Source organism: Acinetobacter sp. ANC 3929, assembly GCF_000369405.1.
Classification (GTDB): domain Bacteria; phylum Pseudomonadota; class Gammaproteobacteria; order Pseudomonadales; family Moraxellaceae; genus Acinetobacter.
Genome location: NZ_KB850000.1, coordinates 1,224,306 through 1,240,103, shown reverse-complemented (window position 1 = coordinate 1,240,103; position 15,798 = coordinate 1,224,306). Strand labels below are relative to the sequence as shown.

At 41.4% G+C, this 15,798-nt stretch carries 15 protein-coding genes; 8 read left to right on the top strand and 7 right to left on the bottom strand.

Features of this window, described 5'->3' with window-relative positions; all coding sequences use genetic code 11:
• Positions 1-24: 24 nt before the first annotated feature.
• From F909_RS02460 to F909_RS02475, 4 genes are read left to right on the top strand one after another with little or no spacing between them, the layout of a single operon-like run.
• Positions 25-1,437: an amino acid permease gene (locus F909_RS02460; protein ID WP_005154037.1), complete on the top strand. Its 1,413-nt coding sequence runs from the start codon at positions 25-27 to the stop codon at positions 1,435-1,437.
• A 51-nt stretch (positions 1,438-1,488) separates the two neighbouring features.
• Positions 1,489-2,694, top strand: coding sequence for an imidazolonepropionase (gene hutI, locus F909_RS02465; protein ID WP_005154033.1), 1,206 nt, complete (start codon positions 1,489-1,491; stop codon positions 2,692-2,694).
• A 30-nt stretch (positions 2,695-2,724) separates the two neighbouring features.
• The gene (gene hutG, locus F909_RS02470) at positions 2,725-3,645 is read left to right on the top strand and encodes a formimidoylglutamase (RefSeq protein ID WP_005154031.1); all 921 of its coding nucleotides are present in this window, start codon (positions 2,725-2,727) and stop codon (positions 3,643-3,645) included.
• Between the two features lie 32 nt (positions 3,646-3,677).
• Entirely contained in the window at positions 3,678-4,949 is a 1,272-nt protein-coding gene (locus tag F909_RS02475; protein ID WP_005154029.1) for a Glu/Leu/Phe/Val family dehydrogenase, read from the top strand.
• 61 nt (positions 4,950-5,010) lie between these two features.
• On the opposite strand, the gene F909_RS02480 is transcribed toward F909_RS02475, so the two are convergent.
• Positions 5,011-5,838, bottom strand: a complete 828-nt coding sequence (locus F909_RS02480) for an SDR family oxidoreductase (protein ID WP_005154026.1) — start codon at positions 5,836-5,838, stop codon at positions 5,011-5,013.
• A gap of 36 nt (positions 5,839-5,874) precedes the next feature.
• Complete coding sequence (locus F909_RS02485) at positions 5,875-6,591, bottom strand: enoyl-CoA hydratase/isomerase family protein (RefSeq protein WP_005154023.1); 717 nt, start codon at positions 6,589-6,591, stop codon at positions 5,875-5,877.
• 118 nt (positions 6,592-6,709) lie between these two features.
• On the opposite strand from F909_RS02485, the gene F909_RS02490 reads away from it, so the two are divergent.
• A complete protein-coding gene (locus F909_RS02490; RefSeq protein ID WP_005154021.1) occupies positions 6,710-7,774 on the top strand; it encodes an AraC family transcriptional regulator in 1,065 nt (354 codons plus the stop codon).
• A gap of 279 nt (positions 7,775-8,053) precedes the next feature.
• On the opposite strand, the gene F909_RS02495 is transcribed toward F909_RS02490, so the two are convergent.
• Genes F909_RS02495 through F909_RS02505 form a run of 4 tightly spaced genes read right to left on the bottom strand, consistent with a single transcriptional unit; the run spans position 8,054 to position 12,102 of the window.
• Complete coding sequence (locus F909_RS02495) at positions 8,054-9,469, bottom strand: aminotransferase-like domain-containing protein (protein WP_005154020.1); 1,416 nt, start codon at positions 9,467-9,469, stop codon at positions 8,054-8,056.
• Positions 9,470-9,527: 58 nt separating this feature from the next.
• A complete protein-coding gene (locus tag F909_RS21675; RefSeq protein ID WP_005154018.1) occupies positions 9,528-9,650 on the bottom strand; it encodes a hypothetical protein in 123 nt (40 codons plus the stop codon).
• A 9-nt stretch (positions 9,651-9,659) separates the two neighbouring features.
• Positions 9,660-10,664, bottom strand: a complete 1,005-nt coding sequence (cydB, locus tag F909_RS02500) for a cytochrome d ubiquinol oxidase subunit II (RefSeq protein ID WP_005154017.1) — start codon at positions 10,662-10,664, stop codon at positions 9,660-9,662.
• Positions 10,657-12,102: a cytochrome ubiquinol oxidase subunit I gene (locus tag F909_RS02505; RefSeq protein WP_005154016.1), complete on the bottom strand. Its 1,446-nt coding sequence runs from the start codon at positions 12,100-12,102 to the stop codon at positions 10,657-10,659. Before F909_RS02505 ends, cydB begins: the two co-directional genes overlap by 8 nt.
• Positions 12,103-12,460: 358 nt before the next feature.
• Here F909_RS02505 and F909_RS02510 point away from each other — a divergent pair, with 358 nt between their 5' ends.
• Positions 12,461-13,279 (top strand): hypothetical protein, encoded by an 819-nt coding sequence (locus F909_RS02510; RefSeq protein WP_212749619.1) that lies wholly within the window; start codon positions 12,461-12,463, stop codon positions 13,277-13,279.
• Between the two features lie 44 nt (positions 13,280-13,323).
• Entirely contained in the window at positions 13,324-13,497 is a 174-nt protein-coding gene (locus F909_RS21345; protein ID WP_005154013.1) for a cbb3-type cytochrome oxidase assembly protein, read from the top strand.
• A gap of 93 nt (positions 13,498-13,590) precedes the next feature.
• Here the strand turns inward: F909_RS21345 and F909_RS02515 are convergent, their stop codons facing one another.
• Positions 13,591-14,595, bottom strand: a complete 1,005-nt coding sequence (locus tag F909_RS02515) for an AraC family transcriptional regulator (RefSeq protein ID WP_005154012.1) — start codon at positions 14,593-14,595, stop codon at positions 13,591-13,593.
• A gap of 167 nt (positions 14,596-14,762) precedes the next feature.
• On the opposite strand from F909_RS02515, the gene F909_RS02520 reads away from it, so the two are divergent.
• A complete protein-coding gene (locus tag F909_RS02520) occupies positions 14,763-15,764 on the top strand; it encodes a putative solute-binding protein (RefSeq protein WP_005154011.1) in 1,002 nt (333 codons plus the stop codon).
• Positions 15,765-15,798 lie beyond the last annotated feature (34 nt).

Genomic DNA, 15,798 nt, shown 5'->3' with positions numbered 1-15,798 from the left:
TTTCCTCAAGGATTGGAGATTATAATGTCACAACACTCCACATTACAGCGGGGGTTAAACACCCGCCATATTCGTTTTTTGGCATTGGGTTCAGCCATTGGGACAGGACTCTTTTACGGTTCGGCAACTGCGATCAAAATGGCAGGTCCGTCCGTATTAATCGCATATATCGTTGCAGGGATTGCAATTTATATCGTGATGCGTGCATTAGGTGAGATGGCTGTACATAACCCAGTATCGGGTTCATTCAGTCACTATGCCTCACAATATATTGGCCCACTTGCAGGTTTTACCACTGGGTGGACCTACGTTTTTGAAATGATCATTGTGGCTTTGGCCGATGTCACCGCTTTCGGGATTTATATGGGGTTTTGGTACCCCGATGTGCCGCGTTGGATCTGGATTTTGTCACTGATCATGTTCCTTGGAGCAATTAACCTGATTCATGTCAAAGTCTTTGGCGAACTGGAATTCTGGCTGTCAATCGTCAAAGTGACTGCGATTGTTGCGATGATTGTGGGTGGTTTAGGCTTAATGTTCTATGGTTTCCATGCGGACCATAGTGGCTTTACCACAGGCATTCAAAACTTGTGGATTCACGATGGCTTTATGCCGAATGGGATTGCTGGTTTAGTTGCTTGTTTATCTGTAGTGGTATTCGCTTTTGGTGGTATTGAGATTATTGGGATCACTGCGGGTGAATCGCAAGATCCGAAAACTTCGATCCCTAAAGCGATTAATGCGGTGCCTGTACGTATCTTATTGTTCTATGTCATGACAATTTTTGTACTGATGTCGATTTTCCCATGGAATCAAATTGGTAGCCAAGGCAGCCCATTTGTACAGATCTTTGAAAATCTTGGGATTGGATCAGCGGCAACTGTTCTGAATATTGTGGTGATTACTGCGGCGATCTCTGCAATCAATAGTGATGTATTTGGTGCTGGGCGTATGCTGTATGGTATGTCGAACCGTGGACAAGCACCTCAAGTATTCCAAAAAATCTCCAAAAATGGTGTGCCTTGGATGACGGTTGTGGTGATGGCAGGGGTGTTATTGGTTGGTGTATTGCTAAACTATCTGATTCCAGAAAATGTATTCATCATCATTGCTTCAATCGCAACATTCGCAACGGTGTGGGTCTGGCTCATGATTTTACTTTCTCAAGTTGCGATGCGTCGTAAGTTGTCTAAAGCAGAGATTAAAGCCCTTGATTTCCCTGTGATTGGTTGGCCGTATGCACCTGCATTTGCAATTGCGTTCATGCTGTTTATTTTAGCCATGATGGGATATTTCCCAGACTCACGACCTGCAATTTATGTTGGCGCAACGTGGTTAGTTTTACTTTGGATTGCTTACACCATTTGGGTGAAGCCTAAGCAAAACACGGTAAAAGAAAATCAGACCATGCAACAAAATATCGAAATGGAACGTTAAATTTCAAACTGCTCAGGTGTAATCCCACCTGAGCAGCGAGAGGAACTGTGAATGAAAAAGCTGTGGAAAAACTGTCATATTGCCACCATGCAAAATGGGCAATATTCCAGTATTGAACATGCTGCAATGGTCACTTCAGGACAGCATATCCAGTGGATTGGAACATTTGAAGATCTTCCTACCGATGCTTATTCCGAGACCATTGATTTGAACGGCGCATGGGTCACACCAGGTTTGATTGATTGTCATACCCATAGTGTGTTTGGCGGCAACCGTAGCGTTGAGTTTGAAAAACGCTTGCAAGGTGTTAGTTATGCCGAGATTGCAGCGAGCGGTGGTGGTATTGCCAGTACGGTCCGTGCCACCCGTGAAGCAAGTGAACACGTGTTGCTCGCATCGGCGTTAAAACGAATTCGTTGTCTGCTTAAAGATGGTGTCACCACCATTGAAATTAAGTCAGGTTATGGCTTGGACTATGTCAATGAACGTAAAATGTTGCGTGTGATTCGTCAAATTGCAGACATCTTGCCGATGACAGTTCGTAGTACTTGTCTGGCTGCACATGCTTTACCACCTGAGTATCAGGATCAAAGCGATGCTTATATTGAGCATATCTGCAATGAAATGCTGCCAAAACTACACCAAGAAGGTTTGGTCGATGCTGTCGACGCATTTTGTGAATATTTGGCCTTTTCTCCAGCTCAGGTTGAACGTCTATTTAAAACTGCCCAGTCTTTGAATCTACCTATTAAACTGCATGCGGAACAATTGTCTTCACTTGGCGGTTCAAGTTTGGCGGCACGTTATCAGGCCTTATCGGCAGATCATTTAGAGTTTATGACTGAAGATGATGTGAAGGCGATGGCTGCTGCGGGCACAGTTGCAGTGTTATTGCCTGGTGCATTTTATTTCCTCAGAGAAACCAAATACCCACCATTAGAAAGTTTGCAGCAACATGGGGTGCGGATTGCCTTATCCAGTGATTTAAATCCGGGAACTTCCCCAGCCTTGTCGTTACGGTTAATGATGAATATGGGCAGTACCTTATTCCGTTTAACCCCTGAGCAAACCCTGGCGGGTGTGACGACTCATGCAGCGCATGCACTGGGCTTACAAGATACTCACGGGACCTTGGAGACCGGTAAAGTTGCTGACTTTATTGCGTGGGATATCGAGCATCCTTCTGAGATTGTCTATTGGTTGGGTGGAGACTTGTCAAAGCGGATTATTCGGCATGGCAATGAAATATCAATCTAGTTTTAGACTTATTTAAAAAGAGTTTGCAGGATGAATCATTCATTTACATGGCAAGGACGTAAAGATGGCGAGGGTGCTGCACATCTGCGCATTCACCAAGTCATCAATACCAGCCCACGTGCTGATTATGCCTTAATTGGGTTTAGTTCCGATGAAGGGGTAAAGCGTAATAAAGGACGCTTAGGTGCAGCAGATGCACCCGATAGTATTCGTGCACAATTGGCCAATTTACCTGTACATCAACCCATCACGATCACAGACATTGGTACTGTGGTATGTGACGGTTTAAAACTGGAACAGGCGCAGGCTGAGTTGGCAGAACAGGTGGAAAGAAGCTTAAAACAGGGGATGAAACCCATTGTTTTAGGTGGTGGCCATGAAGTGGCATTTGGTAGCTTCTCGGGCTTGTTCCAATATCTACAAAATAATGAACCGCATAAGAAGATCGGCATCATCAATTTTGATGCGCATTTTGATCTGCGCGAAGCGGAACAGGTGACATCAGGGACACCATTTTTGAATGCTGCAAAATTGTCTGAACAACATCAGCAAGCATTTCATTATTTGTGTATTGGTGTCGCGAAACATTCAAATACCAAGGTTTTATTTGAAACCGCAGATCGGCTGAACTGTACTTATATTTTTGACCATGAATTACAGCAGAAAAATGTTGAAAATTTAGTCGAAAAAATCACAGCTTTTATCGGAAAAGTTGACTATTTGTATATTACAGTTGATCTTGATGTATTTAGTGCTAGCATTGCGCCAGGTGTAAGCGCACCTGCGGTAAAAGGAATTGATTTATCAGTCTTTGACCCATTACTAGAGGCCATTAAGGAAACTGGAAAGATTAAAGTTTTTGATGTGGCGGAATGTAATCCACGGTTTGATTTGGATAGTAGAACTGCCAAATTGGCCGCTTATATAATTTTTAACTACATATTTGATTGATGGATCATGTGAATTCATCAAAAGGTTAAAACATGTCTAATTTATCTTATGTCTCTCAAAATGACGGTCCATGGGCAACTTACCTTGAACAGATCGAGCGTGTTGCTCCATATCTAGAAGGTCTAGAAGGTTATGTGGATACATTGAAGCGCCCAAAACGTGCTTTGATCGTTGACGTGCCAATTGTTATGGACGATGGCACAATTCGTCATTTTGAAGGTTATCGTGTGCAACACAACTTGTCACGTGGTCCGGGTAAAGGCGGTATTCGCTATCACCCAGATGTAGATTTAAATGAAGTAATGGCACTTTCAGCATGGATGACGATTAAGACTGCGGTGGTAAATCTACCATTCGGCGGTGCAAAAGGTGGTATCCGTGTTGACCCGCGTCAACTTTCTCCACGTGAATTAGAACGCTTAACACGTCGTTATACCAGTGAAATCAGCCATATTATTGGCCCACAAAAAGATATCCCTGCACCAGACGTAGGTACAAATCCAAACGTTATGGGTTGGATTATGGATACTTATTCATCTGGTCAAGGTCATACTGTTACAGGTGTGGTGACTGGTAAGCCAGTCCACTTAGGCGGTTCTTTAGGTCGAATTAAAGCAACAGGTCGTGGTGTATTTATCACGGGTCAACAAGTTGCTGAAAAAATCAAATTGCCTTTAGACGGTGCTAAAGTTGCGGTTCAAGGCTTTGGTAACGTGGGTAGTGAAGCTGCTTATTTATTTGTTGAGTCAAAAGCTAAAATTGTAACCATCCAAGATCACACAGGTACGATTTACAACCCTGAAGGGATCGATGTTGCTGCATTAAAAACACATATGCAAACTCACCAAGGTGTAGGTGGTTTTGCTGGTGCACAAGTGATCAGTGATGAAGAGTTTTGGAATGTAGAGATGGATATTCTGATCCCTGCTGCATTGGAAAGCCAAATCACCGTTGAACGTGCGCAAAAGTTGACTGCCAAGCTAGTGCTTGAAGGTGCCAACGGTCCAACTTTCCCAGAAGCGGATGATGTACTGGTTCAACGTGGTATCACTGTTGTACCTGACGTCATCTGTAACGCAGGTGGTGTAACTGTATCTTACTTCGAATGGGTTCAAGATATGTCGAGCTACTTCTGGTCTGAAGAAGAAATTAACGAAAGACTGGATAAGTTAATGATTCAAGCCATTAATGATGTATGGCATAAATCAAGCGAAAAAGAATGTACCTTACGTACTGCTGCCTTCATTTTAGGTTGTGAGCGTATCTTAAAAGCACGTAAAGAGCGCGGTATTTTCCCGGGTTAATTTTCTTTGCTTTTGAAACGACCTTAAGACGCATGTTTTAAGGTCGTTTTTTATTGTTGAATCAATCAAGGAAGAAATCTTTTTGTAGCTGGGTGTTGCCACTGACACAGGCATACTGAGTGAAATCATTGATCCCGATACGCTTTAACGCTTGTTCATCAGTTAGGCTTTGTCCAGTAAGTTCACCTTTGATTGTGCTATAAATGGCAAAAGCTGCATCTGCCATGATTTCAGGTTTTCGGCTGAGCTGTTGTGTATTTTCTTCACCTAAATTTTTTGAAACGGCAGCTGTTGCAATGTAGGTTTCAGGCCAAAGGGTATTACAGGAAATACCATATTGACGGAATTCTTCCGCCATGCCTAAAGTCAAAATCGTCATCCCGTATTTAGACAGCGCATATGGCGAGAGCATGCCTAACCATTTTGGCGACATATTCACAGGGGGGGATAAGCTCAAGATATGTGGATGCTCAGCCTGTTTCAAAAAAGGGAGAGCAGCTTGTGCACAGATAAAAGTGGCACGGTGGTTAATACTTTGAATCAGGTCATATTGTTTTAATGAAGTGGCTTCTACACCTGTTAGGGCAATGGCACCTGCATTGTTAATCAGCACATCAAGGCCGCCAAAGTGCTGAGCTGCTTGCTGGACGGCAGCATGGATTTGTTGCTCATCTCGTACATCAAGCAATAATGGCAATGCTTTACCACCTGCGGCTTCAATCTCTTCCGCCACGCTATAAATCGTGCCTGTTAATTTAGCCGTTTCGACTTCGGTTTTAGCTGCAATGACAATGTTGGCACCTGCATATGCTGCTTTAATTGCAATTGCTCTGCCGATTCCTCGACTGCCACCCGTAATAAAAATGGTTTTTCCTTGCATATTACTCATGTCGATGTCCTATATTTAATTTTTATCAATATGTTGTTAAATCATAAAGGGATGTGCAAATTTTTCAGGATTGTATAGTTGTCGTTGTTTGGCTATTTCTACAATCCGATGGCGTAACTGACGTTTGATCACGGCATAGGTCAGACGATGGTTTTGTGACATTTCTTCGGCAAACCTAAATACTTCAGTATTTAAAGTTTCGATGGGATGAATCTGATGTACCACTTGTGCGTCTAGACACTCAATCCCTGTCATCGATTTGCCTGTCAATGACATTTCCCAGATCGTATGCTGATTGGGAAGCAATTGCACAATTTCTGCAATCGCATCGGTAAAGGGAATGGTTAGTTTAACTTCGGGAAAGCAAAAGCGTCCTTTGTCTGCTCGCATAAATCGAAAATCACAAGCCGATGCTAAAATTGCGCCACCAGCATAGGCATTACCATTAATTTCAGCGATGACAGGCAAGTTGAGCAAGGCCAAACGCAAAAGCATATTTTCCAGTTGTAGGGTAAAGGCTTTCTTATCTTCTATAGATTGCTGCATCAGCCATGCTAAATCCAAGCCATTGCAAAACGTTTTTGGATGGTCACTTTGAATGACCAAACATGCATTGTGTTGATGGCTTTCAATTTCATTAAATACTTCAATATATTCATTCAGGACATCTTGATTTAAGACATTGTCCTGATCACCATTGGTTAATGTAAGAACATAAATGGACTGCTGTTGATCAAGCGTCATGGTTGCCATTTAAGTACATCCTCATTGTGCCATTGTTTATTATTGAAGCTATTATTTCGAATAAAACACTCGCACAATAGGTGTGGCTATGCCATATTGATGATCATTTTAGGACAGGATGCCTGTGATGCGAGATCCATTTGGATTGTTTCAGGAAACCATCTCCGTATCTTATGCACATATCTTATTAGAAATTGTGTATAACTATGGTGTTGATACTCAAAGTATTTTTAATGGTACCGGTCTTGACTCGGTTGAAATAAAAAAGACTGATGCCAAAATGAGTGCGCATCAATGGTCGAAGCTGGTCGTCAATGCCTTACGCTTGACAGGCAATCCACGGCTTGGGATTGAATATGGTTTTAAATTACGCCCAACTTCGCATGGTCCTTTAGGATTTGCATTTCTCAGCTGTACGGATGTAGAAACTGCGCTAAGCCTTTGCCAGCAATATTTTTGTACGCGAATACAGAATTTCACGCCAGAATGGTACATCGATGACAACTTTGTCTATGTTTATCTGGATGATGTGCATCCAGTGAAATTGGGTGATGCAGAACAATCGGATCAATTAAGACATTTCCTGATAGAAAGCCTGTTGTTTGGTGCGATTCATTTTCTGACTTTATTTTCTGGAAAAATTACTGAAAACTGCGAGGTATTTGTGGATTGGGCCAATGCCTCAAATTATAAAAAAATTGATTTATCCCAGATTAAGATTCAATTTAATCAAGCACGCAATGGTTTGCGCTTTCCAAAACAATATTTGCATTGTAAAAATCCAAACGCAGATCAAGTCGCTTTTCAGCAAGCAGTACTTTATTGTGAAAATGACAAGCTCAAGTTAGTGAAAGAGGGGGCGCGTGATTTGCAAAAAAGTATTCGATCTGAATTGCTATATCACTCAAGCAATGCTTATCCGACATTGCCAGTGATTGCCCAACGCTTGAATATGTCGGAGCGAACCATCAAACGGCATTTACAGGCGCAAGGAACGACCTTTTTACAGATTTTGGCGGAGGTTCGGTTTAATCAAGCGAAGAAATTACTGCAACAGCAGCAATACAGCATCCAAGATGTTGCTGGTTTGGTTGGTTACGAAGAAGCCACTAATTTTATTCGCGCTTTTAAAAAGACTTTTGGGGAAACACCGAGTCAGTATCGGAAAAGGTGTTTGACTACAATGAATTGATGCTATTTTTAATGCTGTTAAACAAGTAATAAGTGAGTTGAATGGAGTTTTGTCGAGTCCTCATCTTGTTTCAGTATAAACCTGCGGTTCGCCCTACTTTTGTTTCGGCAAAAGTAGGCAAAACCATTGTCATCCCGTAAGGTATCACTTCTGATACCACATTCGTAGCATAGCTACTCGTCTTGCGCTCAGACAAAGCGTTGTTTTATTTATCTTCGCTCAGGTTGTGGATGACGTTTCCGCGTATTAAAATTTAAGCATAATTCGAAGAAATCAGTTTCATTCATCTAACATTGAATGCTGAACCGTTTGAATAAACAATTCCAGTGAATGCTGAATCTGATCGGTCCATTCAAAAGAACAATTCATACGAATAAAATGCTGATGTGAAGGCAGTACATTAAACAATGGGCTTGGCGCAACACCGACCTGTTGCTGAATCAGTTGTTCATAAACTTGCATGCTGCTGACTTTGTCAGGGAGCTGAATCCATAGAAAATAGCCACTTGGGTAGTTATACACTTTGCAGTCTTGGGGTAGTTGCTGCTTGAGATAGTGGAAAAACTGTTTCTTATTCTTTTCCAAAGCACGTCTGAGCGTTCTTAAATGTTTTTCATAATGATGATGCGAGAGAAACTCAACCAGTGCATTTTGGATCAAGGCATTGGCTGAAATGGTGCTCATCAATTGTAAATGCTGAATATGCTCGGAAAATTTACCTGCATACACCCAACCCATACGGAAACCCGAGCCCAAGGTTTTGGAAAAAGAGGAGCAGTGCAGTACCAGATTTTGTTGATCAAAATACTTCATTGGCAGAGGTTTTTGATTGCCATAAAACAATTCTTCATAGACATCATCTTCGATTAAATGAATCTGATGCTCATGTAGCAGTTTTGCAATTTTATATTTGATCTCATCACTGACAGTAAAGCCAATCGGGTTATGCGCATTCAGCATAAACCAGCATACTTTGATTGGATAGTTCTTGATGACTTGCTCAAAGGCTTCGATATCGAAACCATGTTGTGGGTGCTCAGGAATTGTAATTACCTTTAAGCCCAAACGCTCAGCAGCTTGCCAGGCACCATAGAAAATGGTTTGCTGCAATAAAATATAATCGCCTGGTTGGGTAATTGCTTGCAGCGAAAGATTAAGTGCTTCTAAACCACCTGATGTAATGACAATATCATCTGCATCGGTTGGAATCCCTTGCATACAATAGCGTTGCGCAATTAAATTTCTAAGCACCAAATTTCCTGGTGGTAGATTAGAGGTCTGGTCATAACTATGTCGATTACGGGAAAGTTGCCCCATGATCTGAATCAGCTTGGGGGGATAGAGCAATTGGCTATCAGGAAAAGCAGAGCCTAGTGGGCTGACTTGTTTGGATTGAATTGATTTAAGATATTTAAAAACCAATGAGTTGATTTCAATTTTAGGATTTAAAGACACCACCGAATAGGCTTGTGGAATCTGGATGTTATTTTGCTCAGCCACAAAATAACCCGACTTTTCTTTTGAATATATCAAACCTTGTGCTTCCAGTTCTTGGTAAGCATTCATCACGGTAATTAAGCTAAAACCTGACCTTTGTACCTGCTCACGTAAAGAAGGAAGCTTGGTGTGTGGTTTCCATGATCCATTTTCAATGAGAAGTTTCAGGTTATGTGCTAATTGTTCTGATTTATACATAAGGTAAAGTGAATCCATTTAGATGGAATAGCTTAAGCTAAGCTATTCCATCCATCATTTAATAAGCAAACATCAATAACAGCCTAAATAGGCCAGCAATGATAGCAAGTGCAAAAAAACCAACTAACCATAAGATTATAAACCATTGAGTTTGGCTTAAATGCAGAGATTTTATTTTCATGCAAAGCTCCTAGTGATAACCTTCATCACCAACACGGACTTTATCCCGAAATACCCAGTAAGAAACAATGGTATAGGCAATGATAATCGGGATCAGAATCACCGCACCCACCAGTGCGAATTTCTGACTGGAATGTGGTGCTGCCGCTTCCCAAATTGTGACTGAGGGTGGAATGATATTCGGCCAGAGGCTGATCACAAATCCAGTAAAAGCAAGGAATACCAGTGCTAGGGTGTAGATAAAGGGTTTAAAGTCCTGACGTTGTTTACATGCTTTTAGAATCAAAAATGTAAATAACAACACCAAAATGGGCACAGGACTAAAATACAGTAGATTTGGTAATGCAAACCAACGAGCTGCAATTTCAGGATGTGTCAGTGGGGTATAGAGACTGACACCTGCAAATACCACAAATAGAAGCATGATCAGCTTCGGCATTAAATGGTACATTTTGTCCTGTAGCTCATGATCGGTTTTCATAATCAGCCAGCCACAACCCAAGGCTGCATACATGGCAACCACACCCAGTCCCGTAAAAAGCGCGAAAGGTGTGAACCAATCTAAACCTGAGCCTGAGAAAATGCCATTGGTGGTTTGGATGCCTTGGATATAAGCACCTAAAATCACACCTTGCAGGAAACTGGAGAGAATTGAGCCCCAAATAAAAGCCTGATCCCATAAATGCTTGGTTCGATTGGCTTTGAAGCGGAACTCAAACGCAACGCCACGGAAAATCAGTGCAATCACCATGAGGGTAATCGGCATATACAACGCTGAAAGGACGGTTGAATAGACTAGAGGAAAAGCTGCGAATAAACCTGCACCACCGAGGACCATCCATGTTTCATTGCCATCCCAGACAGGTGCGACGGTGTTCATCATCACATCCCGTTCTTCGCTGTTTTGAATGAATGGAAACAGTATTCCAATACCGAGATCGAAACCATCTAGAATGACATAAATCAATACGCCAAGTCCGATAATACCCACCCAAATCAGAGAGAGATCAATCATGGTGTTTCTCCTTATTTGGATCTTGTGTATCGATGGTTTCATCAACTGCGCTTAAAGGACGCATTGGTGTTTTGAAATGTCCATGACCTGCGGGCTCAAGATCAATCGCTTCAATAAACTCAGGACCTTTTTTCAGAAGCTTTAACATGTAATAAATACCGCTACCGAATACGATGGTATATACCACCACAAAGATAATTAAGCTGATACCCACTTGGTCTGCTGTGACAGTCTGCGATAAACCATCCTTGGTCCGCATCACGCCATAAATCACCCACGGTTGGCGACCGACTTCGGTTGTCACCCAACCTGCTAGTAGCGCGATATAGCCTGTTGGCCCCATCACAAAAGCGAATTTATGGAACCAAGATGAACCATAAAGTTTACCTTTTTTACGTAACCATAATGCAATGAAAGAGAGTAATACCATTAACATGCCCAGACCAACCATGACACGGAAGCTCCAAAACACAATGGTGGCATTTGGGCGGTCTTCAGGTGCAAAGTCTTTTAGGCCTGTGACTTTGCCTTCCATAGAATGGGTGAGAATCAGACTGCCGAGATGAGGAACTCCGACTTCATAGAGATTTTCTTCTTTATCCATGTCCGGAATGGCGAACAGCAGCAGTGGCATGCTTTCGTTGTGATTTGTTTCCCAATGTCCTTCGATAGCAGCTAATTTTGCGGGCTGATGTTGTAAGGTATTTAAACCATGATTATCACCGATCACCACTTGCAGACATGAGGTGACTAACACCATCCAAAGCCCCATCGAAAATGATTTTTTGACCAGTTCATCGCGACGGCCTTTAATCAGGTGCCATGCGGCAGTCCCAACGACCAGTAAAGAAGATACTAAAAATGCAGCGGCTGCCATATGTGCAAAACGATAAGGGAAGGAAGGATTAAAGACGATGGCCCACCAATCTGTTGGAATAATGATGCCGTTTTCAATCGTAAAGCCTTGTGGTGTCTGCATCCAGCTGTTCGAGGATAGAATCCAAAACATGGAAATACAGGTGCCGATGGCAACCATCAACGTCGCAAAAAAGTGCGCCTTGGGACTGACACGTCCCCAACCAAATAGCATGATCCCGAGGAAGCCAGCTTCTAAAAAGAAGGCACTTAAGACCTCATAAGTGAGTAAGGGCCCTGTAACACTACCTGCGATACGGGAAAATTCACTCCAGTTGGTTCCAAACTGATAGCTCATCACGACGCCTGAAACTACGCCCATTCCAAAGGCAACGGCAAAGATCTTAATCCAGAACTTAAATAGATCTTTATAAATCGGGTTTTGAGTACGAAGCCATTTCCATTCGAGCATGGCAAGAAAACAGGCCAAGCCGATAGAGGTGGCTGGAAAGATAATGTGAAATGAAACAGTAAAGGCAAACTGTATTCGAGCTAATTCTAAAGCAGTGAGACCGAGATCCATATATCCTCTCCTATAACAGACTAGAGCAGTCGCTAGGAAAATGTGAAAGAATGGACTTAAACGATTGAAAATAAGCAGAACCTGAGAAAACTGTTACTTGAATATTTAAAAACGCTTTAAGTTTTATTTATCATCCATTCTTCTGCTGTATATGAGTAGATACAATTTCTTCTTGTTTTTTTATAACAGATACAAGATGAATAAATGATCTGTTATATTTTTTTAACGAAACTCTGTAGCTATTCAGTTGTTTGTACCTCATTCAAAATAACATACGTAACGGTGCAGTGTGTTAAATCTTGATCAAGCATTGTAAATCGTTTGAATGACAATAATTCTGATTGAATGGCGTATGACTATGTTTGTAACCAAAGAACTTAATGCGATGACTCAGCTTTTTCAAAGCAGAGAACCTTCGCAATCAGTACAAGAACAGTTACGTCTTGAATATGTGAATCTTGAAGCAACATTATTGCGCGGTAAAGTTTTAAGAGATTTTTCAAAAGAGAAAGTTGCCTATATTGCACAAGCACCAATTGCTGGAAATGATAATAATTTGGGATATTTATTTGCACCATTTATTATCGCCAATCTGAATCAACCAGTGATTTATACAACGCCAGTTGCGTTGCCAGTGCTATCGATTTTGAATACATATTTTCAGGCCGAAAAAAGTGTCAACCTAAAAATTGAAGATGTGATTCATAGTTTAAAACTGTATATCGATTTGGTGGATGGTCCAAAAAGCGAGGAAGATTTTCTGTTTCGAAGCTTGGTCAAAGCCTTATGTCGGACTGATGTTTCGCATCTTTTCTTGATTACCCATTTGGCTGTCAATCATGAGCAACTGCGAACGCTTGAAGATTATTTTGCTGTGAAAATCATTGTTATTGAGGCAGATCAATCTCCAAGTCAGATCACTGCTGACAATATAAATACCCGAAAATTGTTATTTAAAAACAAAGATGAATGGCACAAAAATGTATGCACTTTGTTTTCCAGTCTCAATGCAAATATTGTTGCGAAGATTGGACACTTTAGCCAAGCACAAGCGGCTCATTTAATTGAAGATATGTTCTATTCTGAGCATATTTTTGAAAAGTTATCGGTTTATGCCGAATACATGCAAACCCGTATCCAGAATGGTGCTAGTTTTAAGGCTTTATCCATGGTGTAGATCGTATCGAATTGAATTTAAGTATTTGAATAGGAGTAGAGCTTATGTCTCAAGAGCAATCAAAATTTCCTTATCTTGCTGTTGGAATCAGTATTTTACTAGGGTGTTTGTTTTTGGTATTTTTCTTTTTGGCGGTGAGTAATCAGCCAGATTATATGCCATCACAACAAAAGCAGAATGCAGCACAAGTACAGACAGCTGCTCAGCCAAATAAATAAGTTTTCAGGCAAATGCAGTACATTTTTTCTCTCTTACTGGTGATCTGAGCACTTGCCAGTAAGTTTTTTTAATATTTAGATCACACTGTACAATTAATAACGCCGTGGTGAGGTTCCCGTCCAGCGTTTAAAAGCGCGCGAGAAATTTTTGGTATTGCTGTATCCCAAATGGCTTGCAATATTTTCAAGTGATAAATTGGGATTTTTAAGGAGTTGAATGGCTTTTTCACATCTGACTTTATCAACCAGTTCTCGAAAATTTGTTCCTTCACTTTCCAGTTTTCGCTGTAGGGCGCGTTCAGACATTTGAACTTTCTTTAAGATTTCCGTTAAGGGGCTTATTCCCAGAGCTTCATCATAGATCAAATCTTGTAGCGTGCTATTAAAGCTATTTTGTTTTAATAACTTACGCAACTGAGACTTGCATTCTTCTCGTGCCAGACGTTCAGCAATGGCATCAGAATGTAGTAGTGGAAGATCCAATATTTCTTTTTTAAATTCTAAACGCGTTGCAGCACGATTAAACCGTACTTCACCCGGAACTAAGGGAAGAAATTGATCAAAATAATCGGGTTTACTAAATTGAACATCAGCGAAACCTGTCAATGCTTGTCCTGAAATGTTTTTCCCCATCTGTGCAAATCCGAGGAGCAGCGCAATTTGAATGACTTCGTCCAGATAATAGGCTTCGGTCTGTTCAAATAAGATAATTGCATACTCATCCACAACATCGAGCTTGATAGTATGAATACTGGATTGAAGTGAAATAAACTCCTGCGCAATATTGAGTGCTTGCTTTACATCTTTTGCGAGCATAGCTGCCATACCCATCAAGCCATGACAGGTAATGGTCATTTGCATGCCCAAATAAAAACCGAACTCGAGTGCAGGGACTTGGGTCAGCTCCAGTGCGCGCCTTAGAATGCCCATCACGATTTTGGCATCAGCTCGCCACAAAGGTTGTACCAATTGTTCTTGGGTCAAGCCTGAGTCGCTGAGTAGTTCATCCGCTGAAATATCCCAGCGTGACACCACATCAACCATGAGCGCAATATAAGTGCCAGGAACTGTTCTTTCTAATTCTTTGTTTAAGGGCATAACAGTGATCGTCGGGAAATGATACCAAAATGGCTTGCTAGGAACTATTACAACATTTTTTTTTATTTAAAAATAGGCGCATCAGCACTTTGGCAGATGATTCATGTTTCATTATTCACTGCGAATGAAAGTGTTCAGATCGTTTAAAAATAGTACCAGGATCCGTAATGAAAAAAGGAATTTTGATTACAGCCTTTCTCACTGCATTTTCAACTACAACACGAGCAGAAGTTGATATCTGTGTGTTTGATTTACTGGGTAAGGCCGGAGAATCTTACAAAATCGTAGAAGAATGGGCTTTGGCTGCAAAAGCTTGGAATGCAGATTTAAATCTTATTCCGTATCAAGACGAAGCCAAAGCACAAAATGACTTTGACGCTGGTAAATGTGATGGAGTATCAATGACATCAATGCGAGCACGGAAATACAATAAGTTTGCTGGATCGATTGATGCATTAGGCGCAATCACCAGTAATTCGATTGCCCAAAAAGCCATTACCTATGTATTGGATCCGCGTAATAAACACCGTTTGTTAACACGTATCAATGAGGATGAGTTTGAGGTGGCGGCAATCGCTCAGATTGGTTTGGCTTATGTCTTTGTGAGAGACAAAACGATCAATACCATTGAGAAGGGTAAAGGTAAGAAGTTTGCCTATTTACATTATGATCAAGCCCAAAAAATGATTGTAGATCGACTGGAATTGGTCGGTGTCCCTTCTGAAATTTCCGATTTTGCGAAGAAATTTAATAACAAGCAAGTCGATGTGATTGCAGCGCCTGCCTACGCTTATAGACCATTAGAAATTGCGAAGGGTTTAGGAAGTAACGGGGCGATGTTTAATTTTCCTGTGATTAATTTAACTGGCGACATCATTATCCGTCCTGACAAATTTCCAGCGGGCTTTGGTTTGAAATCAAGGGCTTGGGCGACCAAGCAACTCCCCAAAAATTTTGCCACGATTGCACGTTTGGAAGCTGAAATCCCTGCGAAGTATAAACAGAGTCTTTCCAATGAAGACAAACGTCGTTACCAACAAATGTTGCGCGATGGGCGGATTGAGTTAACTAAATTGGGTGTTTATGAACCTGTCATGATGGGCGTGCTTAAGCGGGCACGATGTACTGTAGAACGAACCAATTTTGAGTGTTCATTGAGTGGTGAATAGCAAATAGTCACTGAGTTTATTCAAAGATTAAAGA